The sequence below is a fragment of the Mariniradius saccharolyticus AK6 genome, assembly GCF_000330725.2.
In the GTDB taxonomy this organism is placed as follows: Bacteria; Bacteroidota; Bacteroidia; order Cytophagales; family Cyclobacteriaceae; genus Mariniradius; species Mariniradius saccharolyticus.
The window spans coordinates 259,884-285,510 of sequence record NZ_AMZY02000007.1; the positions used below are offsets into that span (position 1 = coordinate 259,884).

The 25,627-nt window shown below is 48.6% G+C and carries 18 protein-coding genes; 11 read left to right on the top strand and 7 right to left on the bottom strand.

All coding sequences use genetic code 11. From position 1 onward, the window contains the following. Positions 1-253: 253 nt before the first annotated feature. The 5 genes from C943_RS06495 to C943_RS06520 all read right to left on the bottom strand — a co-directional run bounded on the left by C943_RS06495 (position 254) and on the right by C943_RS06520 (position 7,999). Positions 254-1,390 carry a family 20 glycosylhydrolase gene (locus C943_RS06495; protein ID WP_008625608.1) on the bottom strand — a complete coding sequence of 379 codons (1,137 nt, stop codon included), beginning with the start codon at positions 1,388-1,390 and terminating at the stop codon, positions 254-256. 16 nt (positions 1,391-1,406) lie between these two features. Then, on the bottom strand, positions 1,407-2,612 hold the full coding sequence (locus C943_RS06500; protein ID WP_008625609.1) for a heparan-alpha-glucosaminide N-acetyltransferase domain-containing protein: 1,206 nt from the start codon (positions 2,610-2,612) through the stop codon (positions 1,407-1,409). Positions 2,613-2,988: 376 nt separating this feature from the next. Then, positions 2,989-3,603 (bottom strand): DUF4230 domain-containing protein, encoded by a 615-nt coding sequence (locus C943_RS06510; RefSeq protein WP_040479412.1) that lies wholly within the window; start codon positions 3,601-3,603, stop codon positions 2,989-2,991. A gap of 137 nt (positions 3,604-3,740) precedes the next feature. Then, on the bottom strand, positions 3,741-6,995 hold the full coding sequence (locus C943_RS06515; RefSeq protein WP_008625616.1) for a S41 family peptidase: 3,255 nt from the start codon (positions 6,993-6,995) through the stop codon (positions 3,741-3,743). A 110-nt stretch (positions 6,996-7,105) separates the two neighbouring features. Further along, entirely contained in the window at positions 7,106-7,999 is an 894-nt protein-coding gene (locus tag C943_RS06520; protein ID WP_008625622.1) for an alpha/beta hydrolase, read from the bottom strand. A gap of 356 nt (positions 8,000-8,355) precedes the next feature. Between C943_RS06520 and C943_RS06525 the strand changes: the two genes are divergently transcribed. After that, positions 8,356-8,550, top strand: coding sequence for a type II toxin-antitoxin system VapB family antitoxin (locus C943_RS06525; RefSeq protein ID WP_008625624.1), 195 nt, complete (start codon positions 8,356-8,358; stop codon positions 8,548-8,550). Continuing rightward, the gene (locus C943_RS22615; protein ID WP_040479320.1) at positions 8,550-8,948 is read left to right on the top strand and encodes a PIN domain-containing protein; all 399 of its coding nucleotides are present in this window, start codon (positions 8,550-8,552) and stop codon (positions 8,946-8,948) included. The genes C943_RS06525 and C943_RS22615 overlap by 1 nt, the downstream gene beginning before the upstream one ends. Here the strand turns inward: C943_RS22615 and C943_RS06535 are convergent. Next, the gene (locus tag C943_RS06535; RefSeq protein WP_008625628.1) at positions 8,945-10,357 is read right to left on the bottom strand and encodes a nucleoside hydrolase-like domain-containing protein; all 1,413 of its coding nucleotides are present in this window, start codon (positions 10,355-10,357) and stop codon (positions 8,945-8,947) included. The genes C943_RS22615 and C943_RS06535 overlap by 4 nt on opposite strands. Positions 10,358-10,512: 155 nt before the next feature. Here C943_RS06535 and C943_RS06540 point away from each other — a divergent pair, with 155 nt between their 5' ends. The 7 genes from C943_RS06540 (at position 10,513) to C943_RS06570 (ending at position 16,918) form a co-directional block, all read left to right on the top strand. After that, entirely contained in the window at positions 10,513-11,550 is a 1,038-nt protein-coding gene (locus tag C943_RS06540; protein WP_008625629.1) for a ThuA domain-containing protein, read from the top strand. A gap of 283 nt (positions 11,551-11,833) precedes the next feature. Next, on the top strand, positions 11,834-12,133 hold the full coding sequence (locus C943_RS06545; RefSeq protein WP_008625630.1) for a GIY-YIG nuclease family protein: 300 nt from the start codon (positions 11,834-11,836) through the stop codon (positions 12,131-12,133). Between the two features lie 392 nt (positions 12,134-12,525). Then, positions 12,526-13,377: a sugar phosphate isomerase/epimerase family protein gene (locus C943_RS06550; protein ID WP_008625632.1), complete on the top strand. Its 852-nt coding sequence runs from the start codon at positions 12,526-12,528 to the stop codon at positions 13,375-13,377. Positions 13,378-13,519: 142 nt separating this feature from the next. Next, positions 13,520-14,926, top strand: a complete 1,407-nt coding sequence (locus C943_RS06555; RefSeq protein ID WP_169334605.1) for an HMG-box domain-containing protein — start codon at positions 13,520-13,522, stop codon at positions 14,924-14,926. Between the two features lie 130 nt (positions 14,927-15,056). Then, positions 15,057-15,290: a hypothetical protein gene (locus tag C943_RS06560; protein WP_008625634.1), complete on the top strand. Its 234-nt coding sequence runs from the start codon at positions 15,057-15,059 to the stop codon at positions 15,288-15,290. Then, the gene (locus C943_RS06565; protein ID WP_040479323.1) at positions 15,290-15,652 is read left to right on the top strand and encodes a type II toxin-antitoxin system VapC family toxin; all 363 of its coding nucleotides are present in this window, start codon (positions 15,290-15,292) and stop codon (positions 15,650-15,652) included. Before C943_RS06560 ends, C943_RS06565 begins: the two co-directional genes overlap by 1 nt. A gap of 588 nt (positions 15,653-16,240) precedes the next feature. Further along, entirely contained in the window at positions 16,241-16,918 is a 678-nt protein-coding gene (locus tag C943_RS06570) for a hypothetical protein (RefSeq protein WP_040479326.1), read from the top strand. Positions 16,919-18,208: 1,290 nt separating this feature from the next. Here the strand turns inward: C943_RS06570 and C943_RS06585 are convergent. Beyond that, the gene (locus tag C943_RS06585) at positions 18,209-21,376 is read right to left on the bottom strand and encodes a PVC-type heme-binding CxxCH protein (RefSeq protein WP_008625644.1); all 3,168 of its coding nucleotides are present in this window, start codon (positions 21,374-21,376) and stop codon (positions 18,209-18,211) included. 316 nt (positions 21,377-21,692) lie between these two features. Between C943_RS06585 and C943_RS06595 the strand changes: the two genes are divergently transcribed. Both C943_RS06595 and C943_RS06600 read left to right on the top strand, forming a co-directional pair. Further along, a complete protein-coding gene (locus C943_RS06595; protein ID WP_008625648.1) occupies positions 21,693-24,062 on the top strand; it encodes a DUF1549 domain-containing protein in 2,370 nt (789 codons plus the stop codon). 18 nt (positions 24,063-24,080) lie between these two features. After that, the gene (locus tag C943_RS06600) at positions 24,081-25,511 is read left to right on the top strand and encodes a DUF1501 domain-containing protein (protein WP_008625650.1); all 1,431 of its coding nucleotides are present in this window, start codon (positions 24,081-24,083) and stop codon (positions 25,509-25,511) included. The last annotated feature ends 116 nt before the right edge of the window (positions 25,512-25,627 follow it).

Below are 25,627 nucleotides of genomic sequence, written 5' to 3' on the forward strand. Positions count from 1 at the left end.
GTCGGGAAATACATACTGGTACCCTACTGCGATCGCCTATTGTTAAAGTTGCCAACAACGGAATTTTGGCAGGCATTAGTTTTGGCAATTGAATCCGGCGTATTCCCTGATTCATGTAATTGTTTCTAGCTTGATCCTGGGATGCAATTGCCGCAGCCAATCCGTCATGACGGGCTTTACATTGGAGATTGCCGGGAAGACAACAAAACAACCCGGAAGCTTCTTGCTATCCGTAAGGAAGCCCTATCAAGTATCATTCCTCCATTTGGGCCAAACTCCCATACCGCTCAAACATCTTTACAAAGGTGACCCAAGGCTGGATGAGGTCCTTTTCCTCCCGCACTTTGTTAGGAAACGATTTGTAATCATAAAAGCCGTCTAGAAATGGAGTCACTCCGGACCAGACGGTCAAGATCACGCCGGCAAATCTATCCTGCATTTCCGCTGTATTGTGTCTCCTGAACTGAAACATATCCTCCACATGGGCAACCCCCACCTCAGGTCTTCTCCACGAACAACTCATCACCTGAAATCCTTTCATCGCAAAATAAACTGGGGTTTGCACCGGCTTTTCGTAGTGCCAGTCGTTGATTACCACGTCCTTTGGGATCAGGTCAATAGCTCGGTGCGTGTTGTTGAAGCTTCCTTCCCATAGACCAATCCCTGTCGTTTTGCCGTCAATCAGCCGATCGCCCCATATCCAGAGCTTCTTATCAGTGGCAGCCAAATGGTTCCTGATCTTGGTGACTTCGCCCGCAAACAACTCAGCCTTGTCCCGACCTTGGCAGCGGGGACACTTATCATCACCTATATAAAACACCTCGTCCATTCCCGCATGGAATGCATCCGTTTCAAACACCTCGACGATCTCGTCGATCAGTGCAAATACCACCCCATGTACTTCGGGATGCAGCGGGCAATAGCTTTTGCAGTACAAACCATCTGCATTCGGCCACTGGTACTTTTCGGGCAGTATGACATGGGGAGTTTCGTCAAACTCAGGATAGACCTTCAGCAGGTTGCCCAAGGTGCTCGCCCAGGATTGATGGCCCAGCAGGTTGATTTGGGGAATCAGTTGGATCTGATGTTTCTTGGCCATGGCTACAATCTTTTTTACTTCGGCCTTGGTAAGGGCACCTTCCTCCCTGAGCTCAGGATGGCTTTCAAATTGGTAGTTGAAATCTACCCGCAGAATCAGCGCATTGACCTTTCGAGGTCCCAACTCCTCATCCATGAACTTTAGAAACCTATCCAATTCTCCGGATTTAGGCGCAGCGATGGCAAATCCCCGGACGGGGAGTTCGTCTACCCAGTCCACATGGGCTGACAAATTTTGTTGAAAGCAGCATACCGCCAACAAGACGAAGACTGCGAGGATGTTCTTTTTCATATTTCAATAATTGATTTTAGATTTTCAGCCTGATTCTTCTTTTCTCCAAAAAACCAGTGATCAGGATGATCAAAAGAGCGTAGAGGAGACATTTGGCGATGCCGACCAAACCTGTCCTCAAGACCAAAGGCAGACTGATACCGACCATGGTATAAACCGCATAGTGGATATAAGGCAGCAAGTAACAAGTCAGGGTACTGGTCCCTGCCGGCTTGATGACATCAAACCAAGCCGCTTTTCCCCTTTTGTCCACCAACCAAATCATCGTGGCAAAAGCCAAGAAACTCAGCCCGCTGCAAATCGCCACCCAAGAGGGAGATGCACCGATCTTGTGAATTCCCCACAGGGGTCGCGTCCAAAATCCAAACACCAACAGCACCACTGCCGACAGGCCTAGAATCAGCGTATAACTCCAACCTTTTCCCTTGGTAAAATAGTTTTTGTAATACACGCCGGCAACCACTCCTGCCATCGCAAATGCCGGATTGGAGCCATCTCCCGAAATCCAGATATAGGGCTTGATTCCCTCCAGGATACCCAACCATCCAAGCTTTGCGGCGGAATTGAAAAACAGAAAAAACAGGAAAAACATAAGGTAAACCCCCAAGTTTTCCCTGAATGCGAGGTAAACCAAGGACGCAATCAGGTAGGCCCATCCAATCAGCCCCAGTATTCCCCACCAGTGAAAACCCATCCAAGTCGGTGCCTCGGCGCTCCCACCTTTGTAGATCAAAGCCAAAATACCCAAGAGCACCACACCGCCTATCTGAAATCCCTTCCGCTGTCTGCTATCCTTGGTTTTTCCATAATCCAACCAAATCATAAAGAAAGCCGCTGTGATCAAAATCTGCCAGATAGCTTTGGGAATCAAAGCTGCATTGCCATTGTAATTCTCGAGATTGACATGGAACACCCCCATGGTCAACAATGCCAAAGTCCGGAAAAAAATATGTTTGAGAGTCCCAGCAAGACGCTCCCCTTTTTCGATTCGCTTCGAAAGCGCAAAGGGAATAGACAAACCCACGATTACCAAGAATGCAGGAAATACCACATCGGCCAATCCCATCCCATCTTCCTTGGCATCCACATGGCCCAACCAAGCGGGAATTCCCTCCAAAGTCCAAAGGTCATTCACAAAAATCATCAGCATCATGGTGATCGCCCGAAACACGTCGATCGAATAGACCCGACGCGGGTTGGCGTTTTCTGGTATCGGGTTCATTTGGATTTTTCCACAGTATTTCTGTTCCTTGCCCCACTTTCAATATCCGATTCAAAAATCCGGGTTGCATTGAGATCGGGGCAAAATAAAAATAAACAGAAAAGACTATCCTTTACCATTTGTTTGGTTTCAATTACACAGGTGGTCATCAACGTGGCAGAAAAAAGCGAGGCAAAGCAAAAGACGAAGACTGGGCAAAGCCGAAAAAGCCCGAAGGCCAATGGCCAAGTTTTATGGTTTTCCCCAAGCTATATTTTTCAAGAAATCTCGGGGCAAATCGTCCTATTAGCTGTGGGTTGGGATCCACCTTCAATCAAAGTCAAAAAGAAATGGACCGATCTTTAAGAAAAATTCAATGAGGGAAACAGCCCTTCAGTCAACGCTCCAAGTTCTTCAATTGGTCCTGACCCTCGATCACGGTTTCATTGTATTGGAGTGTCCATCCAAGCGACTTCGTGAGAATATAAATATTGACCAACTCGCTCATCAACCTTTCCCTGGAATTGTCCAGCAAATTGGACTTATCTACTTTTTCCCGGATGCGCTTGCTGACGGTATTTTTGATCTTGTTGTAGTCGGCTGCTCCAAATTGGTTGAAATAGTCCTGGGTCACATCGTAGTACTCAATCTCGGGATAGATATTGACAACGGGATCCGGAATTTTCTTGAGGATCACGGTCTTGGTTTCCGGGTCGATTTCGGTCTCCAAAGCCCTGAGATCATACTCCACAGTGACTTTGGCATTGGCGATGACAAGGGCTTTTTTGTCAGAGGTCCAAATATTCATGAACAAATCCCTCGAATTCTTAAAGGTAAAAACCTGCGAAAAATATCCCTCCGTCACGATCAGCTTGCCGACTTGCTCGATTTGCTGCTGGATCAGCGCTGAATTTTCAAGGATTTCGTCCTTGGACTCCCTACTATTTGACCAAAACCAAATCCCGACAAATATTATGGCCGCAGCCAAAAACCCGAATACAAATCTGTTCATGATGCCCAATGGATGAATTCGAAATTTGGAGAAAAAATACCGTGTCGCAAAGGCCCGCACAAGTTGATGTGGCGTATGGGAAACAAAAAAGCCGGTCAATTTCCATTGACCAGCTTTTTGACGGTTGATTGCTTGTCTCACTTCTTCTTCATCCCCTTTGCGGTCCTATCCTCATAGGCAGGAGCTGGGGTCATTTTGGAAGGCTTTGAAGGAATCAGCTTCACCACTTCCTGCACGACGCGCTCCATTTGTGGATCACGGCCCTGCATGATTACGTTTGGATCATCCCAGACTACGATATCAGGACTCACACCCTCTCCTTCCCAAAACCAATGTCCGGCATTGTCATAAAGCCTCGCATCGGGCACAGTGATTCCTCCCCCATCGATCAGTTGATGGCCGGTGGCCGGACCTACCAATATTCCGAGTGTATTTTCCCCAACAACAGGTCCAGCTTTCAAGACTTTGAATGCCCAAGGCAATCCGTCACCGCCCGATCCAGCCCAGCCATTGATCAGCATGCCCATAGGGCCGGTATTCGCCTTGATCGGGTTGGTATGGTCGCGGCCGTTTCTCCAATGCAGGTTGTAAACAACAGGACGAAGCAGCAATTCCATAAACCTGTCTGCCAATTGTCCGCCGCCGTTGAACCGCTCGTCGATGATGAATCCCTTTTTGTCCAATTGTCCATAGTACATCGTAATGAGTTCACGCTGTCCGTCTCCCGCTGTATTGGACATGTAGATGTAGCCCAATTGTCCGTCCGAGAGTTTCTCGACCATTTTGCGGTTGTTTTCTATCCATTCGAGATAGATCAAATTACTTTCCTCCGCAGGTGTCAGGCAGGTGATAACAATATCCTTCGAAACTTCCGAATTGCCACTTTTCTGCCCGATTGTCAAGGACACGGTTTTTCCGCTCAAACCTTCAAAGGCCGCGTAAGGATCTTTGTTCGGATCGAGTTTGATGCCATTGACTGCGATGATATAATCGCCTTCCTTCACCTCCACGCCTGGCCGATCAAAGGGAGACCGTACCTCCGTGTTCCATGAAGCCGGCTTGACAATTCGCCCGATCTTATACCGATCCCCTTCTTTGGCCCACTTGATCCCAAGAAATCCCGTTAAGATTGGCGTAACGGACTCGGTATCTCCGCCATTGGTATAGGTATGTCCTGCGGCCAACTCAGCCTGCATATTGGATTGGATATTGGTGATATCCCAGCGTGTACGGGCGTCTTTGATGAGCGCACCGTATCTTTTCCTCATATCCTCCCAATCTACTCCCTGCATGTTGGGATCATAGAAGAAATCCCTGTATCGGCGCCAAGTATCATTGAATATTTGATTCCACTCTTCCCGCGCCACCCAATTCATGACCAGTCCGTTGGTCGGCACTGTTTTCTCCATCTTTTGTCCTGCATTGGCTGCTATCACTGCATACTGACCGTTGCTCGACACCAATATGGATTTGCCATCCGCTGTCACAGTATAATTGTTGACCTTGTCGAGGATGGTTTTTTCCTCCCGTTCTTTGATATCATAAAAAACCAAGGTGCCACCCGTCTCACCCGACCCGGTTCTCGGATACCGCATGTAAATCAACTTATCTTCAATCGCGGCCATTTTTCCAAAATTCCCTGGCTTGGCGGGAAGCAGCACAATCCGCGATTCCAAACCGTCAAAGTCAATATTTACCTGCACGCCGTTTGCTTTTTTTTCCTCCGGCTTCTTGTCACTTGCGATTGAGATCGTATCGTTTTTGGGAGGTAGTATGGACGCAGTTGCTTTTGTCAAACTAATTGCCCCAAGCTGTGTGGTATTTGAATATACCCAAGTCCCGTCGCCCAAGTCGGAGTAGATCGATTCCATATTGCGGTTGGTCTGAAAAAAAAGGTATTTACCGTCTTTGCTGAATACGGGAGACAAATCCTCGTAGAACCCGGAAGTCGCCTTGGTCAGTTTTTCGGAAGCAGTATCATAGATATGAATCGCTTGGTTTGCGTTTTCCTGGCCGATCGTAAAGGCGAGGTATTTGGAATCAGGCGACCAGTTGATCGGGAAACTAGGTGCACCACCGTGGCCTACGATCCAATAAGTATTCCCTGCTTTTTTGATTTGCCCGGAGGCAACATCTACAATCGAAATGTCATATTTCTCATCCAAGAAGGCGATTTTTTTGCTGTCCGGCGACCAATGCAGCGTGTAGCCAAATCCGGATTTCCTATTCGTCAACTTTTTGGGTTCTTGGCTTCCCTGCGAAGCTTGAAGGTAAATCTCATACTCCCCGGACTGGTCTGACCAATAGGCCACCGTCTTGCCGTCGGGCGACCAAGCCGGGCTGTGGTCCAAGGCACCGCTGCTTTGGGTCATGTTCATGGTAAAACCTTCTTTGGCAGGGACATTGAAAAGCTCGCCCCTGGCTTGCAGGACCACCCTTTTGCCATCCGGTGAAACAGTCATGTTGGCGACACTCTTGCTGACATCCTTGAGTTGGGGAATCTCCACGGAAAGGTCAGAAATCACGCGGACATCGATCTTTTTGTAATTCCTGCTTGCCAAATCCATCAAATAAAGATCGCCGCCCATTTCAAACACCAAATCCTTTTCACTGGCAGAAAGAAAAGAAACATCAAAATCCTTGAAGTTGGTCAACTGCGACATGGCCTTAGTCTTGGTATCGTAGGCCCAGACATTGAGACGCATATCTGGATTTTCGTCTGAAAGGAAATAAACCGTATTCCCCGACCAAGCCGGCTTGCCGTCGATGGCGATCCGGTTGGTAATGTTTTCTACCTTGTTGGAAGCGACATCATATATCAAGATGTCGGAGTTATTGCCACTTCTGATCCGCTTGAAAGGGTAATTCTCAGTGATCTTCGTGATATAGGCCAATTGTTTACCATCCGGAGAGAAGCTCGCCAATTCCCCATAGGGCAAGGGAAGTTTTTCCGGAAAACCTCCTTCTTTGCCGACGAGGAAAAACTGGTTGAGCAACCTGCGACCTCCGAGTTCTCCAGTCGACCCAATCAACAGCCGCTTCCCGTCCGGGTGCCAGTCGATCATTCTGTCTGGAAAAGATTTATACGTCACGCGTGTGGGCACACCACCGGTGACAGGCATGGTGTAGACATCCAAATTGCCATTGTAGCTTGCAGAAAACGCAATGGATTTGCCATCAGGGGAAAACCTTGGCCAGGATTCCTCGCCCGGGGAATTGGTCAATTGGGTCGCCATGCCACCCTCTTTGGCAACCAACCAAATATCCCCGCCATACACGAAGGCGATTTGGGAATCCGAAACATCCATGTAGCGCATCAGCTTGGCATTGATCTGCCCCAGGGAGGGCAAGACAGATCCAACGAAAAAGAGAACGGTCAATAGTTTTTTCATAATAGTTAGGGTTTAGTATTTTTCAAAAAGTTAGGGATTAAAATGCAGATATTTCAAAACTGTGTTTTGAAAACAGAGGATATTGGGACGGAATACAAAAAAAAGGGCCTCTACAAGGCCCCCATCCACTTCTCCAACTCGTCCATCCATCGGACCTCGCTGGTTTTGTTGACCATGCCATAGCCGTGGCCACCCGACGCGTAGATCGTAGTGCCGTAGGGGACACCATGCTGCTTCAGTGCTTCTACAAAAAGGAAAGTGTTCTCGATCTTCACCGGATCGTCTTTGGAATGTACAAGGTAGCTCGGAGGCGTCTCGGCGCTGACTTGTTTGTCATTGGAATACAAGTTGATCATACCCTGCGAGGGTCGTTCCCCGATCAGGTTTTTGGACGAACCGCTATGGCCCACGACGGGGTCAAACGTGATGACGGGATAAATCAGAACCAAAAAATCAGGACGAAGGCTGGTCTTGTTGGGATTGTCGATGACCTCCCGGTGGAACTGCGTCCCTGCCGTGGATGCCAAATGGCCTCCCGCCGAAAAGCCCATGATCCCGATTTGGTTTGGATCGACGTTCCATTTTTCTGCATTCTCCCTTACCATTTGGATCGCGCGTTGCGCATCTTGGAGCGGCCCGATACTCTTGTCGACCATTGTCGCACCATTGGGCAGACGGTACTTCAGTACAAAAGCCGTCACCCCCCGCTTCGCAAATTCCTTGGCCACATCGTGCCCCTCATGCCCTGCCGCCAATATCCAATATCCTCCTCCCGGGCAAATGATAATAGCCTTTCCATTTGGTTTTTCGGCTTGGTAAACCGTCAAGGTTGGCACGCTGACCTTGCTAATGACCAATATACCATCCGGTCGAACCTCGCTGGTCTCCTCGTTGGGCACATCCTTGGAATTGGGCACCGGGCCATCGTAGAGTGGGAGTTCTGTTTGGGAAATTACCAAGAATGGGAGCAGCAAAAAGACAAGAAATGGGGCAAATTTGGTCATGACATGGTCTATTGTAACAAATGAAAGTTAGCAAACGTGGATATCCGCATTATTGCCAGTAGTGTAATTTTCATCGGATACACCTCGACTTCGTCTGTCTGCCCCAGACAGACTCGGTGTCCGGGATCTGATTTAACATGGGAGGTGTCAAAGGACTGCTTCGACGCCCCTTTGACACCACTCTCCCGTTTTATCGAAAGCGGTGGCCGAGCGAAGTCGAGGCCATTTGCAAGTCGAGGATTAACTGACAGCTTCTAGGATATTGGTATTAACAAAATTGTTTCGGTCAAGCTTTCATTAAAAGCTGAAATTACTTTAAATTGCATCAAATCAGATGAGTAAATGCATCAAAAATTATGAGAACGACCATTGATATACCGAAAGAGCTCATCGAGGAAGCTATGCTTCTCACTGGCGCAAAAACGAAAAATCAATTGATCCAAGAAGCTTTAGAGGAAAAAATCAAAAGTATTAGAAGGAAGCAATTGATCACCATGAAAGGAACAATTGACCTTGGGATTGACCTGGACATTTTAAGAGACCGCAAATAATGTCTCGGTACAAGGTCTTGGTTGACAGCTCGGTTTGGATCGAGTACTTCAAGCTTGGAAACATCCCAATGCTTGACTTCTTATTGACGGAAGATTTGGTATGCACAAACGATCTTATTCTCACCGAATTGGTGCCAAGCCTGACCCATCAGAAAAGAAATGACATTATCGTAAGTTTAAGATCTTTAGAACGAATCCCATTGAGGATAAATTGGCAGGGTATCCAACACGTTCAATATTTGAACATTTTGAATGGAGTAAATAAAGTTGGAATCCCAGACTTAATCATATTGCAGCAAACGATCGATGAGAAAATATCACTTTTTACGTTTGATAAGCATTTTTCCCTTATGAAAGGTCACTTAGAATTTGAATTGATTTCAAGTCGATTTTTCTAATTCCAAAGCACCACCCTCCGATAGCTTGTCAAACTTGGGCTGCCTGAATCCGCCACTTGCAAGATGATATGAAGCTCCTGTCCGTCCGGTAACCGGGGCATGACGAATTCTATCGACTCTCCTTGAGGATTGAAAATATCGAGGTTTCCCGTAAAATTCCCGGCTTCCCTGTAAACCCACCAGTGGTACCTGATCTGGTCACCGTCAGGATCTGAACTTCCTTTGGCACTCAGGAAGACCTTTTCGCCGGCAGGCACTTGCCCTTTGGCCCAAGATTTTCCCTTATTGCCATTGAGTGCAGCGACCGGATTGTGGTTGGCTTTGGAAAAGTCATCCGCCACATTCCAATCCATCCTCGCCGCAAAATCATGCTGGTATTCCTTCCTGTACCTCCAAATCGTCGCCTGATTGGAGGCAAAAACACGGCCGTCGGATAACTCGACTTCATCCTGGGTTGTAACAGTAGATGTCCAGATTTTTGCCTTTTCACCATAAGCTTGGAAGAGTTCATAGCGGCCGCCCCAGCCGCCCCAGGCGGGAGAATGATACCAAGCGAGACCGTTTTGGATCAAGCCAAAAAACGAAGGCGTATCCCCTTCCATGATATACTCGAGCGGTAGGTAGTTGGCGCCAAGTGGGCCATGGTTTTCCCTAACATTTTCTTTCAGCCAAGGATTGTCCACCAATTCAAATGCATACTTGGGCCCATTCTTGTACCAACGGTCGCCACCGATTCCCGTCCAGGTAGCACGATAATATTCCTTCCAACTGTCTCCGGCGCTCGGATCGACGATGAAGAAAATCCCGGGAAAAGTGTGTCGAATCCATGGACCGGAAAAATCCTGATCGGAAATCGCATACACGCGGAGTTTTGCCACAAACTTCTCGAGGTCAGCCGAAGAGCGGTTATTCTTGACTTTCCACAACGCCTGTGCAAGACAATTGGCACCGCCCCAGACCGATACCCAAAGTGGACGATCATCTGCTTTGTCGACTGCTTTGATCAGAAGTTCGGAACCGGGAGAATCCTTGCCCTCGCCTACACCATCCATTCCAAAGGCTGGCAAATGTGATGTTGTCACGCTTAGTAGATATTCCATGGAAGGGAAGCCAGCAGCATGCTTGTCCAGATTCGGTTTCACCTTGCCATAATCCTTCACGAGTTGTTCGATCTTATCCCTTCGGGTCATGTTACGGAGGTGGGTGGATGTGGTCGCCACGATCCCTTCAATGTCGTATTCGTTGGCATAGACCAAAAACCGCACGAGCGACTCTTGGTCGTCGGGTTCATTGGTGATATCCGTAAGCACAAACACGCGCTGTTTTACGGGTTCATGGAACTGCAAGGGCGTCTGCGAAATGGCGGAAAATGGCATCAAGAAAAGCAGCAGTTGGAGAAAAAGCTTCATAAAGACAAGATGTTTGGTGAAACTCCGATTCGCTACAATTTAGGATTCTATTTTTACAAAACCTGAAAGCTTGTCCTCCAAATCAGGTATAAAACAAAATTCAATTTACACGGTATAGACTTTTTATCTATCTTGGTTCCAAACCAGAATAGACCATGAACATGTACGCGCATATTCAAAAAAGTAATTTTACCCTGCTGATTTTCTCGTTGTTTTTTTGTTTGATTTCTTTTGGCGCCCAAGCACAAGAGGGAATTTCTTGGCTCCGGTTTGAAGGTAAATCCGGTCCAGGCAAAGGCAAGCACATCGTCCTGGTGTCGGGTGACGACGAATACCGCTCGGAGGAAGCCCTTCCGATGATGGCCAAGATCCTTTCACAACACCATGGATTTACCTGCACGGTGCTGTTTGCCATTGAGCCCGAAACGGGCCATATCAAGCCCGATTACCAAAACAATATCCCGGGGCTGGAGCATCTGCGCAAGGCGGATCTGATGATTTTGTTCACCCGGTTTCGTGAGTTGCCGGATGAGCAGACCAAATATTTCGAAGAATACCTGCTCGCAGGTAAACCCATCATCGGGATCCGAACTGCGACGCATGCTTTCCATTATGGTAAAAACAAGACAAGCCCCTACTTCAAGTACCATTGGCAAAATCCAGAGGGTCCCTGGAAAGGCGGATTTGGGCAGAAAATATTTGGTGAAACATGGGTAGCCCACCACGGCGAGCATGGCAAAGAAGGCGCGCGCGGCCTGCCGGACGGGGTACAGCAACTGAATGACCATCCTATCCTGCGCGGGGTAAGGGATATCTGGGTTCCCTCGGACGTATATTCCATCAAAAACCTCCCTGCCGAAGCACAAGTATTGATCCACGGCCAATCCACCCAAGGCATGACAGCCGCCGCACCGCTGATGTGGGAAAAATCTGCGATGCCCGTCGCTTGGACGAAAAACTACCAAATCGAAGGGGGCAAAGCAGGGAAAGCCTTTGTCAGTACCATGGGTGCATCGATCGATTTGGTCAGCGAAGACCTCCGCAGGATGTACGTAAACGCCGTTTATTGGTCCCTCGGCATGGGTGACCAAGTCAAGCCCGATCTCAATGTGGAAATCGTCGGCAGCTATGAACCCTCCATGTTTGGCTTTGGCACCTACCGCAAAGGCATGAAGGTGGGGGATTTTAGGTAGCGGCATGTCGTCATGCCGACGAAGGAGGCATCTCCAAGGAAAAAAAAAGGCAGTTAAATTTTGAAGGAGATTCATCTCGCCAAAAGTGCAAAAGAGACCCCTCGTCCGTCTGGATGACGCAGACCGTCATGCCGACGTAGGAGGCATCCCGCAGGAACGAAAAGGGAGTAATCTTGAAGGAGAAACATCTCGAGAATAGCCTATAACGAGATCCCTCGTCCCTCGGGATGACGGCTACTTCCAAACAATGAATTTCTAATGAAAAACTTGAAAACATATTGTAATGGAGAAAGGTGGAGCAATCTATATTCTTACAAACAAAACGAACACAACTGTCTATATTGGAGTCACCAGCAATCTCCAAAAAAGGCTCTATGAGCATCAAAACGGACTGTACCCTAGTTCCTTTGTTGCCAAATACAATTTGAATAAACTCATTTATTACGAGGCCTTCCATTCAATTCAAGAAGCGATTGATAGAGAAAAGCAATTGAAAGGGTGGTCGAGGAAGAAAAAAGATGACCTGATTGCCAAATTGAATGCAAAATGGATTGATTTAACAGAAGAAATAATGAATTGGTAGAACCTCCAAACGAAGATCGAGCACCATATTTCCAATTTGAAGTTATTCCCTTGGATTCTCCGTGACGGCATCACCAGGCTAGATACATGAAAAAATAAGTATATGTAATTACCATAGATTCAAAAATCGATACAACAAAGGAGATGCTTTACCTCCGCAAGCTACGGTTCAGCATTACGGAACGCAACTGTCAATGCCAAATTTTAAAAACACGGGATAACGCAGACCGTCATGCCGACGAAGGAGGCATCCCCAAGGAACAAAAAGGCAGTTGAATTTTGAAGAAGATTCATCTCGTCAATCGCACAAAAGAGATCCCTCGTTCCTCGGGATGACGGAATCGAGACCTCAAACTTACCATCAAACAACAATCTCAACCCAACAACTTCCCCATGAACAAAATCGGATTCAATGTCTTGGCTTGGTCGGCGGCAATCTCCGACGATTTGAAACCCATCCTGGAAAGACTTAAAAGCATCGGCTACGACGGGGCCGAATTTTTCGTCGGCGATACCAACGAAGCCGCTTGCCGCGGTATCGGTGATTTCTGCCGCTCGATCGGATTGGAAGTGACCACGGTGACGGTCCTGAGCCCTGCGGAAAACATCATCGATGCCGATCCGACAGTCCGAACTGCAGGTCTCGAACGTATCAAGTTCATCATCGACCGATCCCATGATTTGGGTTCACAGGTGCTGTGTGGACCTTTCCACTCGGCATTCGCCACTTTTTCCAAAGCTGCGCCGCAGGAAATAGAATACGAACGCAGCGCCGAAATCCTCCACCAAGCCGGAGACTACGCCGCGCAGGCAGGGATTCTATTGACTCCCGAGGCCCTCAACCGCTTCGAGTGCTACCTCTGTAATACCATGGACCAATTGGGGCATTTGTTGGACAAAGTGAATCATCCCAACGTCAAGGCCATGTTTGACACCCACCATGCCAATATGGAGGAAAAAAAACTGGGTGGGGCGATCCGCCAAATCGCGCCGCGCTTGGCCCATTTCCATATCAGCGAAAATGACCGCGGCACGCCAGGTTCGGGACATGTGCCCTGGGACGAAACTTTTTCCACCTTGGCCGCGATCGGCTACAAAGGCTGGCTAACGATCGAGGGCTTTACCCGGAACGACCCTGACTTTGCCAATGCCATCGGCGTGTGGCGGCAATTTTCGGAACCTTGGGAGATGGCGGAAAACGGGTACCGATTTATCAAGGAAATGGGAGAAAAGCATGGACTTTGACCTACCTCGGATTATCACTGAAAATCAAGCGAATTCTATCCAAATCAGCCTGAAAAAAACATTGGTTGAATTATTTCCACACCATAAGCCAAATGAGCATTCCAGAAAATCTTTCCCATTCCAAAAACTTAGGACATATTGCATGCGTACAGTCTCGAAAATCCACGCCATGAAATTTTCCAACGTCAGCCTGATCCTATCAGGATTTTTACTTGTGATGCTTTCCTTCGTCCACAACGCTTCCGCCCAGGGACTCTACACGGCAAGGGGCTATTGGGAGGAAAGTACCAAAGAAACCTACCGAAAAATCAAAACCAAAGAAGCCAACAGAGAACTGTTGACCAACGATGAAAAATCTTACCTCGCAGATTTTGAGAATTACCTCAAGAATTATTGGGAACGCATGTCGGATGAGGAAAAGGAGCTCTATGAAAACATGCTGGATACTTGGAACAGGGAACTATTAGGGCCTATCGCCAGCGAACCCCTACAAAAGGATTTCGATTGGCGGGGCCGGGACAGAGCGATCAATGTCTTTTATGGAGTCTACTATGGTGCATCTCTGGTGGCTTTGTTCGAGCCAGACGGTGCGGCAGCGGTGGGTATTCCCCTGATTACTGGCGGCCTTTGGGTTTTGGGCCCTTTTGTCAATCCCAAAAAGTATCAAAACATCGACCGCACGGTGATTCGTGCAAGCAATACAGGCAAGTTCCTCGGACTGATCTATGGCGGCGCATTGGGCTACACCTTCTATGGTGGGGGTGACAACAATGACCGTGGAGCCTTTTTGTTCTCTTCTTTGGGCAGTATCGCCTTGGGTGAACTTGGGTTTCAAATGCAGAAAAGGAAAATGCTACCAGAGGGTCATATCGAGATGTTCAGGCATTATGGAATCGTGGGTCCATGGCTTGGTCTATCTCTGGCGGGTGCGCTGGGTGCAGATGATACGCGGGTGGTTGCAGGGTCAGTCTTGGCTGGTGGAGTTGGAGGTTTGCTTTTCGCAAATCGGCAGGCTAAAAAATACAACTATACACGGGGTGATGTGGAAAACATCTCCACACTATCCTTGGCGACCACAGGCTTAGGCTTTGCCGTGGCAGCGGAAACCATCGCCGATGACTTTTCCAATGCCATCATCCTCATTCCCGCCGCGGGGACGGTTTTGGGTACGCTCGCAGGCCAAAAATCTGTCAAAGGCGTCTACCTTACCAATAGACAAGGAAGCACGATTGCGTTTTCCGCACTTGGGGCCGGATTGGTCGGGATCGGATTTGCGGCGTTGATCCAGTCAGATGCCCCGGCGGTCTGGATAGGTCTGCCCTCAGCGATGGCCTTGGCGACCCAACAGATCATTTTCAGTAGGTTCAAAAAGGAAAACCTGTCCCGAAACCTTTCCCTTGGCAAAGACCGAGACCTTCCTTACCGCCTCTCCTTTGACCTTACACCTGGAAACTACCTGGTCAACAAGCGCATTCCCGCCACCGGCTACCTCCACGGTACCACGCCCCATGTCTCCAATCCCCTGGCTACTGTGAGGTTGAGTTTCTAGGAAGTTGACATGGTGACCTCGCCTCGGTGATCTTATCAGTTGCGAATACGGCGTAACCCTAGGCAAATGAACCAAACCGAGAATTTTCATGTAGGTATTGTATATTTGGTTAATTTACAATAGGTGAAGAATGAAAAACAGAATCACAATTGAAACTGACGATTTGGCCTTGATTGAGCAAATCCGACTACTTATCAAAGACGTGCAAGGTTTGAAAGTGACCCTCGATACTTTTTCTATATCTGAACGTGCAGTGAATTTGATGAACCAGATTGCGGAATCTGGAGGATCAAACGCAATCAGTGATCCAGTTACTTGGCAAAAGGAAACACGAAAAGATCGCGCTCTACCGTTCAGAAACTGATGCTTCTTCTCGATAGTAACATTGTCATTTACTCTATTCTGCCCACACATCAGAAGCTTAGGGACTTCCTCTCGGGTAATCCATTTTGCTGTTCGGTAATCACGAAAGTGGAGGTTCTTGGTTACCACTTGCTTTCTCCAAAGGAAAAACTTGATTTCGAAAATCTTTTTAGTACAATCCCTCTAGTCCCTATTTCTCCTTCTATCATAGAAAAAGCCATCCAAATAAAACAAATCAAGCGAGTGACGCTTGGAGATTCACTTATAGCTGCAACTGCCTTGGATATTGAAGCGGAATTAGTAACGGCCAATAGCAAAGACTTTGAGGGAATCTTTGGCTTGAAAGTGACCAATCCGCTCTAAACAACTACTTCTTTATAGATACTTTAAACCTGTGGTGACATATCCCTCGACCTGACACCTGGAAACTACCTGGTCAACAAGCGCATTCCCGCCACCGGCTACCTCCACGGCACCACGCCCCATGTCTCCAATCCCCTGGCTACTGTGAAGCTGAGTTTTTAACTTAACAGCCTGTAATGCCCATCCTGGGTGAAATGTGGTGTAGGCGCTGGGCGTAATTTGCAATTACGCCTTCCTATGAAGTGATCCTGTACGACTGTCGGGATGTAATTCACCTGATCCCAAACTATATGGCCTATCCCTTTAAATTAACAAGGAAGAACTAGGATTTATTGCCGATTCAAATTTTTTCGAGCTATCCGTCTCAAAGAAACCTTCGAGGTTTTCAAAGCCTCAAAGGTTTCTCCGCTCTCGCTTCTTGTCTCTCGCTTCTCGCTTCTCACTCCCTACTTCCCCCGGTCATCCAATATCTTCTAAAATTTTAATTGTCTGACTTTCAGGCTACTTACGACTATTTCTTTATTTTTCATTTTTTTCTTTGCTGGCGATCCCCTTTCTTCGGGCATTACTCATCCTAAACCCTTCATTATGTTACCCACAAAACCCCCCTTGCTCCTCCTGGCTTGCCTGCTCCTCGCAACAAGCGGATGGGCCCAAGCCCAGACAAACCCTACCCGAGGTCGGTGGGAAATCGGCGTGGACGCGCTGTCCCTATTTGAAAAAAACACCTTTGCCCCCTATTCCCTGTTTGGCAGGTACCTGCTCAACCCGGACGGGAACAAAAAGTCGCACTTTAGGGCAAGGATCGGCTACAATTTTCACAGCTACCTCGACACGGTGACCAGGGGCAACTCCCATGACCATGACAGTCGCGAGTTTGCCTTTATGGCCTTGGTGGGATACCAAAGAGAGTTTTCGGTCTTTGACCGTTCCAGCCTATATGCCGGAGCCGATGTTTCGTTTAATCGGGATTTCGTTGAGACTCTATGGGACCTACCCAATATCACAGGTTTTGAGACCGTTCAGCAACGGATTATCGGCTTGCATGGGGTGATTGGATATTCCTACAGTTTGACCCAGAACCTTCGGATTTCATTGGAATCCTCAGTTTCCCTCTCCCACAGGTATTACAGGTATCAGGAGGATGTCTTTTTCTATTTCGATGACGGTACCCCGATGAGCGGGAGAAACGGACACTTTGGCAGTACCCGCATAGATTCCAAAATAAATCCTTTTCATCAATTATTGGTCACCTATAAATTCTAAACCATGAAAAAATGCTTATTGCTTTTGTTCGCTTTTGGAATCTTTTCGAATGCATTCACCCAGACACAGCCGCCGCCAGCACTGACAGTTCACTTCGTTCACTATGGAAGCAACCCGTTTTGGTACGGTGAGAAAATATCCTTTAACTATGAATGGAAGCTAAACGGCCCCATCCTGGGTGAAATGTGGTGTAGGCGCTGGGCGTAATTTGCAATTACGCCTTCCTATTTCGGTGAATTTGAAATTCACCTGATCCCAAACTATATGGCCTATCCCTTTAAATTAACAAGGAAGAACTAGGATTTATTGCCGATTCAAATTTCTTCGAGCTATCCGTTTCAAAAAAACCTTCGAGGTTTTCAAAACCTCAAAGGTTTCTCCGCTCTCGCCTTTTGTTTCTTGTCTCTTGCCTCTTGCTTCTTGTCTCTCGCTTCTCGCTTCTCACTCCCTACTTCCCCCGGCCATCCAATATCTTCTAAAATTTTAATTCTCTGGCTGTCAGGCTACTTACGACTATTCCTTTATTTTGATTGTCTCTCATTGTAGCGAATTAGTTATGGCCGCCGTCTTTATAAGACAAACCAAAACCACGTAATCATGAACAAAATACCCAAGCTCCGACCAATGACAAAGCGGGCAATCACCGGGTGCCAACGTATGCTTACCCAACATACATGGCTTATCAAGAGGATCGCCTTGATGTTTTTGCCTATAGGTCTTTTCGCATTTAGCTGTGAGGACAATAGTTTGCCGGAAAATTGCTTGCCATATGAGGGTGAGCTATATGGGATTTCCTGTAGTGGGATCATAATCAAGGTCACAAATAAGGATATCGATTCCTATATGGATACCGGAAATGACATTGTACGCAACGTCCTAACAGCTACCCCTTCTCCAAATTTGCCTAACCTACCATTAGACTCATTGGTTGGTAAAAAACTCTATTTTGATTACAGAGCCCCAAAACCCGAAGAAAAAAATCCACATCCGTGCAACCAGGATTTGCACGATACAAACCTATTGGTATATGTAACGAAGTTTTCATTTACACAATGCGGTCACTCCCCAATGAAATAGGCGGAATCCGAACTATGTGTTGATTTTCTTTCGTGGCGACAATTAATAACCTTCGAGGTTTTCAAAACCTCAAAGGTTTCTCGCCTCTTGTCTCTCGCTTCTCTCTTTTCGCTTCTCGTCTCTCGCTTCTCGTTTCCCTCTTTTCGCCTCTTGTTTCTTGTCTCTTGCCTCTCGCCTCTAGCTTCTCGCATCTCGCCTCTCGCTTCTCACGCCTTACTTCTCCATCGGATGCTCCTTGAGCAAATCCGCGGGATTGTAGAAGCCCTTCTTGTCGGCGATTTTTGCACGTACTTCTTTCACTTTTTCAGGCCGTATCGGTGATGCTTGATTGCCAAAGGAATTACGGACATAGGTCAGCACGGCGGCCACCTCGTTGTCATTCAGCATACCCTCATAAGGCGTCATCGGCACTTGTCCTGGATACTCCCTGCCGTTGACGACAATCGGACCCATCAAGCCCTTCAGGACAAGTTTGATCAGCCGCTCTTCGTTGCCGAGCACCCACTGGGTCCCAACCAATGGCGGAAATAGTGATGCCGACAAGCCCCTGCCGTCGGGCTGATGACAGGTGGCACAATAGCCATCGCGGGCGTAGATTTCCTTACCAATTTTATACAGTTCCAGATCCCCTCCTGCCAAGGTCGAAAGGACATCTTCCTCTTTTTTCTCCCTGACCGATAGCCCGTTGATGTGGGCCACGGCGGCCTCATGGGCATGTACCATCCATTTGTCCAAAGGCTTTTTCGCAGCCTCTTCCAAAATGGGTAGCCCTTTTTCCTTTGGTAGCCAAGATGCGGCCACGATTGCTTCGAGCCTTACTCGTCCATGCGGATCTTTACTGGCAGCAAGCAAGAGTTGGTCTTGGTCCATGACCTGGTGGCCTGTGTACCGCAATACCCTCACAGCCGCCGCGCGTGCCTTGTAATCTTTTGCCTGCAGGACTTTTTTGAGCAAGTCGGCATCCACCTGATTCATCCCCCAAGTCACCCAAAGCCCTTCCAGTAAGTGGTGTTCGTAGTTCGGGTCTTGGGAATCAAGCCCTGTAACCCACTTTTTCACCGCCTCAGTTACCTCCTTGACATCCCGGCCGCGCAGTTCCCGGCGGGTACGGTACCGGGTGCGGAACTCGGGTTCTTTCAGATTTTCCAAAAGTTCGGGAATCGTAGCTCCATCGATTTTGGCCGGGGTGACCAACGGTCTGCCGGGATAGGTAATCCGGTATACGCGACCATGCACGTGGTCACGCAGCGGATCGCGGGCATTGTGCTGCATGTGTCCGATGAGGACATTGTGCCAATCGATAAAGTACAGCGATCCATCCGGCGCAAACTCCATATCCACCGGGCGGAAATTGCGGTCGCTACCCTTTACCAAATCCTGCCGCCACTGGGTCTTAAATCCTGTGCTATCCTCCATCACGCGATGCTGTTTCATGCCGAGAAAACCGATCGTATTGTTGATCAGCAAATCTCCCTGTACCTCGTCCGGAAAATGCCTGCTGGATACAAACTCCAAACCTGAAGTCGGCCGGACCCGATGGGCGTCCTCGATCAGGTTGAAGGACTTGTGGGTCGCCTCACCGTAACGGGGCAAGACACTTCCCGGCATCATCCACATCACATCCGGGCCGGAGGTTTCGGCAAAGAAGTTTTGCCCCCAGTCATCGAATGCGATGCCCCAAGGGTTGGGAATGGACAACTGCGCCGTCCGCTCCAAATGGTGGCGGCTGGGATTGTAGCGGTAAAATCCACCATTCGTACCGCGCACGGTGCCGTAGGAAGTCTCCACATTGGTATGGAGAAAAACACCCTCGGCCATATAAATCGCTCCGGAAGGATCTGCGGCAAAAGCCGAAATCACATGGTGGGTATCATGGTCGTCAAAGCCACTCAGCAAAACCTCCACCCTGTCGGCGCGATCGTCGCCGTTTTCATCGATCAGGATTTTCAGGTGTGTACCCTGCGATACATACACGCCCTCGGGGGCTATTTCAAACCCCATCGGCAGGTGCAGCTTGTCGGCAAATAGGATCTGCTTGTCGGCCTTGCCGTCGTTGTCGGTATCTTCGAGAATGATGATCTTATCGTTGGGTTTGGCGTCACCGGGACGGTAGTGCGGATAGGAAGGACAAGTGGCCACCCATAGCCTACCCTTGTTGTCGAAACTCATCTGCACCGGATTGGCCAAATCGGGAAACTCTACTTCTGAGGCAAAAAGGTCGATTTTGTATCCTTGGGGAACGGCAAGGGACTTCAGCGCATCTTCACCATACAGGTATTCAAGGCTGCCGTTTTGCTCTGGATTGAAATTGGTCTCTACGGGCGGCAGTGAGCGGGTATTCTTGTCGGCTGCAGACAAATCCTTCCGGATTCCCTTGGCTGCTTCCCAAATGGCTGTATCCCTGATGGCGGTCATTTGCCGGATTTTCTCCAGTTCCATCGGATAATTGTCTGTACCAAAAGGATTGTAGCGACGGCCGAAGACGTGGACACCGTTGGGGATTTTGTAGTCGTTTTGCCACATCCAGTTTTTTTCCATCACCATCTCATGGATCAATTCCCTGTTGGCCTCAGCCTGCGGCTTCGCTTTTCCGAAAATCCCATCTGCCAGTAGTCCCGCAAACTTCGCATAGCCCGAGGCATTGAGTTGGGACCCGTCGATGGTCAAAGGCTCTTCGGAAGCAGCATACCATTCCAAGGATGGATGAAAGGCATCCAAAAACAGTACTTGACGCTTTTTGGCTACTTCCGAGATTGCGGCCGTGTACATCTCCAGGTTTTGGTTTTCAGTTTTGCCATCGGGCAAATCCTTGATGTCCGACAAATCCTCCATGGCAATGGGCGAAACGAGGACCAGCATGGGCGCGGTCTTGCCGTTGTATTTCTGTGCAAGTGTATGGACGACAAATGCATCCAATTCATCCTTGAAATTCTGCAAGCCAGCCTCTCCCTGAAAGGATTCACTGAAACCAAAAAAAGCCAGAATGACATCCGCTTGATGCCGGGTCAGCCACTGGTCGGGGTACTCAAAAAATCCCTCCGGACCTGAAGGATTGGCGTATTCCGTTTGGAATGCCTCCGCACCCGGAAAAGCCCAAGGGGTATTCCTGCCCGGATGGGGCCTGAATCCCGGCGTATCCCCACCGTCAGCCATATTTCTGATGTACAGCATACTATCAGGATACCTCACATGAAGCTCGGTTTCAAAGGTGCCGTACTCCATCATCCTCGAGGCGAGGTTGCCGCCAATGAGCATGATGTGGGACCCGCGTTGGAACTCGAGTGAAGGGGACTTGCTGCATTGGAAAAAAAGGATCGGAACAAGCAGCATCAGGATCATTCCCGGAATGCTGTTACCGCGGTTTTTGAATGGGTTTATCATAGCTTCTTTTCCTTTAATAGGATTGCGAAAGGTAATTTTCGTAAGGGGTCAATATTTGAAGAACAAAATCTTTGTTATTCCATGGTTTTCTGTCCTGTCTTGTCCTGTGGTTTGTTGATACAGCCAGTGAACCGATCTTAAGGTAGCCACAGACAATTCAAACATCAAGCAAGTAAGGCCAGACGGAAAAAAGGTGATTTGGGCAAATACCCTCAGCAATGAGCCTGAAAGTACAGGATGCATCCATCGCAAAAGAAAGGAAATTTAAAGGCTGGGTTTCTTTATTCACCCAATTCAGGTAAATTTTCAAATGGTTATGGAAGGATTTTGGCTTTGGCAGTTGATGGGTAGGCTGCACCCAATGGTGGTGCATTTCCCGATCGCCTTGCTGATTTTTGGGGCCTTCCTCGAACTGGCTACCATCGGCAAATTCCATTCTAAGCTCCGCCCCGGCATCAACCTGCTGGTTTTGGCCGGAGCTGTTTCGGTGCTGATATCCGCAGCGTTCGGCTTTTTGCTGGCTGCCCATGAAGGGGTGGAAGGGGAATTATTGGATTTGCACAGAATTTCCGGGATTACGGCCGCTGTCCTGAGTTTGGCGGTACTTTTTTTGTTGAACCAAGTCTGGAAGAAAAACCAAACCAAAAGCATCAAAGCCTACCGCGCAGCACTCTTTTTGACTGCAATTGGCGTTGGGGTTTCGGGCCACTTTGGGGCTTCGATGACACATGGGGAAAACTTCCTGAGTGAGACCTTCCCCTGGAGCGACAACCTTGGCAAGACTGAAAACAACTTCAACCTCGCTTCCTATGGAAGCGCAGAACTGAACCCCGAGCAGGAAATGCAACTGATCGGGGAAGTGCGGACGGTACTCGCCCACAACTGCTACAAATGCCACAGCGGCGCGAAAATCGAAGGGGAACTTCGCCTGGACGAAAAGGAATTTGTCTTCAAAGGGGGTGAATCAGGAGCGATTCTTGTCCCCGGAAATCCCGACGCAAGCGAAATCATCCGCCGGATCAGCCTCCCCAAAAACCACAAGGATGTCATGCCTTCCAAAGGCAAGCACCTAAGTCAGGAAGAAATCGATCTGATCGGCTTTTGGATCGCAAAGGGTGCACCATGGCCAGACGGAGCGGCGCAAAAAAGTGTGTACCGGGTAGCAGAACTGGCGCCCAGAAAGCCCGCTTTGCCGCAATCCATCCCAGGGCTTGAAAATCCCGTGGATCTTTGGGTCAATAGCTATTTCGAAGAAAACGGTATTTCCTGGCAGCCCGTAGTCGATGACCGTACCTTTCTCCGCCGGATCTATTTGGATGTAGTTGGGCTGATTCCAAGTCCCGAAGATTTGGAGGCTTTTGCCAATGATCCCGATCCGGATAAGAGAGCCATTTGGCTGCGAAGACTACTGGATCGAAACGCCGATTACGCCACGCACTGGCTCACGTTTTGGAATGACGCGCTGCGCAATGACTACACAGGGACCGGCTACATCACCAACGGCCGCTACAATATCACCGATTGGCTGTACAAATCCCTGCAATCCAATAAGCCCTATGATGCTTTTGTGAAGGAGCTCCTCAATCCGAATGATGCCTCCAAGGGATTTATCGAGGGTATCCGCTGGCGGGGCACCGTCAATGCCAGCCAACGCACCGAAATGCAGGCCGCCCAAAACGTGGGGCAGGTGATTTTGGGCCTGAATCTCAAATGCGCCTCCTGTCACGACAGCTTTATCAGCGATTGGAAATTGGAGCAGGCTTATGCCTTTGCCAATATTTTTGCGGATACCACGCTGGAAGTCAGCCGCTGTGAGAAACCGATCGGGAAACTCGCAAGCACCAAAATCCTTTGGGAGGAATTGGGGGCAATCGACAGTACAGCTGCGCGCACGGAAAAACTCCGCCAGCTCTCGGAATACCTCGTCCAGCCTGCAAATGGTCGGATGTACCGTACGGTCGTCAACAGAGTATGGAAGCAAATGATGGGCCGCGGGATTGTCGAGCCGGTCGATGAAATGGACAATGAACCTTGGAGCCAAGATTTGTTGGACTGGCTGGCGGTCGATTTTGTGGAAAAAGGCTACGATCTCAAGGAATTGATCTTTCTGATCGGAACCTCCAAGATTTACCAATCTCCGGCGGTAGGCTATAAAAGTCAGGATCTTCTCTTGGCCGATGATTTTGTTTTTGAAGGAATGGTCAGGCGCAGGATGACTGCTGAGCAGTTTTCAGACGCGGTCAGCCAGGTTTTCAATCCTGTTTTTGAGGGAAAAGATTTAAAGTACAATCCCAACCAACTTATTCCTGAGCAAAAGAACAGGATACCTTATGCACGGGCTTCCCTGGTGGCGAATAATGCTTTCCTCACCGCACTTGGCCGTCCAAATCGGGAAATCGTTTCCACGAGCCGGGATTCGCAGGCGAGTCTTTTACAGGCATTGGAGTTGACAAATGGGGAGAAGTTGAATTCTGTTTTGCAAAAAGCAGCTGAAAAATGGAAGGAGAATTACCGGGAAGGCCCCGCCATCATTGCCGAAGTCTATTCCAAAGCACTGCTTCGCAAGCCCAGCAAAAAGGAAAGTGAAATCGCATTGGCTGCTTTAGGGAAAGATCCCGACACAGCGCAATTGCAGGATTTCTTTTGGGCAGTCGTACTGTTGCCGGAGTTTCAATTTGTCTATTAGAAAAGGAAAAAGGATATCATGAAGTATTACCTGCACAGAAGGGATTTTTTGAAGAAAACCAGCGCGGCGGCCATTGCCACGATGGCGATGGGTACTCCTTTTACCAGCTTGATTTCTTCCTGCAATTCAAGAAAATCCATACCCGCAAGCGCCGATTCGGTCATTTTGCTTTTCATGGCGGGAGGGATGGCCCATACGGAGACTTTTGATCCGAAGAAGCACACGGCTTTCCGAAAAGGAATGCATTCCAGCGAGGTGCTGAGTACCTTTCCTTCAGTACCGACTGCCTTGGATGGGATTCATTTTTCCGAAGGACTGGAATCCATCGGAAAAATCATGGACAAGGGGACTTTGATCCGGTCCTATGTCGCTGCGGACCTGGGGCATATCCTCCACACCCGACACCAATACCACTGGCATACCTGCTACGAACCGCCGCAATCGGTGGTCGTGCCGCATATCGGTTCCTGGATTGCCAAGGAACTCGGGCCACTCAATCCCGTCATCCCCGCCTTTATCAATATCGGACAACGCTTTACAGTTGGGGAAGGCGAGGAATTGAAAGCCTTTCACAGCGCAGGGTTTTTGGGAAGTGAGTTTGGGCCTTTCCTAATAACGGACCCGACTTCGGGTTTGGATGCGGTACGGCCCCCCGTTGGCATGTCCACAAAACGCTTTGAAGCGAGAAACCAACTCTACGAAAAACTGGTGCAGGAAAGGGCCATGGGCGAATTTGGCAGCGACTATCAAAAAGAATCGCTGAAAAGGTCCATGGAGCAAGCCTACATGTTGCTGAACTCCCCGGAAGCGAAGGCTTTCGATCTCAGTCAGGAACCCAAAGAAAGCTATGATCGGTACAATACCGGAAAATTTGGTTTGGGATGCCTGATGGCAAAAAGGTTGGTAGACCAAGGGGCGCGGTTTATCAGCGTCACCACGGAATATGAGCCTTTCTTCGGTTGGGATACCCATGACAATGGCCATACCCGATTAAAGGATATGAAGAAACTGATCGATGCACCGATTGCCCAATTGATCCGGGACTTGGATGAAAGCGGCCGGTTGGAACGCACGATGGTGATTGTAGCGAGTGAATTCAGTAGGGATATGCTGACTGAGGGAAGGCCGGACTTGAAGGTCTTGGACCAAGTGGAGGTTCCGGAGATCATTGAAGACATGAAAAACTACGGCATGCATCGGCATTTCACGGATGGCTGTTCGATTTTGATGTTTGGCGGAGGCATCAAACGCGGCCACGTCTTTGGAAAAACCGCGGACGAACGGCCCTGCAAGACCATCGAAAAGCCCATCAAAATCGACAGTATCCACCAAACCATTTACCATGCTTTGGGTATTGCGCCCGACACAAATTATGTCATTGAGCAAAGACCCTTCTACACCACACCCGACGGACATGGCAAAGTAGAAATGGATTTGCTAAAGGGCTAAAACGATTAAGGAAACTGAAAACGATATCCATGAACGGTTTTCCTAAAAAGACAATATCTACTAAATTGAAAAGGAATTGAGCCAAATTTAAATTTTCAAAAAAGTACCCCAACAAC

Coding starts and splice junctions, on each gene's coding strand:
- C943_RS06495 (WP_008625608.1), bottom strand. CDS start 1,390: ATGAAAAAGAACATCCTCGCAGTCTTCGTCTTGTTGGCGGTATGCTGC.
- C943_RS06500 (WP_008625609.1), bottom strand. CDS start 2,612: ATGAACCCGATACCAGAAAACGCCAACCCGCGTCGGGTCTATTCGATC.
- C943_RS06510 (WP_040479412.1), bottom strand. CDS start 3,603: ATGAACAGATTTGTATTCGGGTTTTTGGCTGCGGCCATAATATTTGTC.
- C943_RS06515 (WP_008625616.1), bottom strand. CDS start 6,995: ATGAAAAAACTATTGACCGTTCTCTTTTTCGTTGGATCTGTCTTGCCC.
- C943_RS06520 (WP_008625622.1), bottom strand. CDS start 7,999: ATGACCAAATTTGCCCCATTTCTTGTCTTTTTGCTGCTCCCATTCTTG.
- C943_RS06525 (WP_008625624.1), top strand. CDS start 8,356: ATGAGAACGACCATTGATATACCGAAAGAGCTCATCGAGGAAGCTATG.
- C943_RS22615 (WP_040479320.1), top strand. CDS start 8,550: ATGTCTCGGTACAAGGTCTTGGTTGACAGCTCGGTTTGGATCGAGTAC.
- C943_RS06535 (WP_008625628.1), bottom strand. CDS start 10,357: ATGAAGCTTTTTCTCCAACTGCTGCTTTTCTTGATGCCATTTTCCGCC.
- C943_RS06540 (WP_008625629.1), top strand. CDS start 10,513: ATGAACATGTACGCGCATATTCAAAAAAGTAATTTTACCCTGCTGATT.
- C943_RS06545 (WP_008625630.1), top strand. CDS start 11,834: ATGGAGAAAGGTGGAGCAATCTATATTCTTACAAACAAAACGAACACA.
- C943_RS06550 (WP_008625632.1), top strand. CDS start 12,526: ATGAACAAAATCGGATTCAATGTCTTGGCTTGGTCGGCGGCAATCTCC.
- C943_RS06555 (WP_169334605.1), top strand. CDS start 13,520: ATGCGTACAGTCTCGAAAATCCACGCCATGAAATTTTCCAACGTCAGC.
- C943_RS06560 (WP_008625634.1), top strand. CDS start 15,057: ATGAAAAACAGAATCACAATTGAAACTGACGATTTGGCCTTGATTGAG.
- C943_RS06565 (WP_040479323.1), top strand. CDS start 15,290: ATGCTTCTTCTCGATAGTAACATTGTCATTTACTCTATTCTGCCCACA.
- C943_RS06570 (WP_040479326.1), top strand. CDS start 16,241: ATGTTACCCACAAAACCCCCCTTGCTCCTCCTGGCTTGCCTGCTCCTC.
- C943_RS06585 (WP_008625644.1), bottom strand. CDS start 21,376: ATGATAAACCCATTCAAAAACCGCGGTAACAGCATTCCGGGAATGATC.
- C943_RS06595 (WP_008625648.1), top strand. CDS start 21,693: ATGGAAGGATTTTGGCTTTGGCAGTTGATGGGTAGGCTGCACCCAATG.
- C943_RS06600 (WP_008625650.1), top strand. CDS start 24,081: ATGAAGTATTACCTGCACAGAAGGGATTTTTTGAAGAAAACCAGCGCG.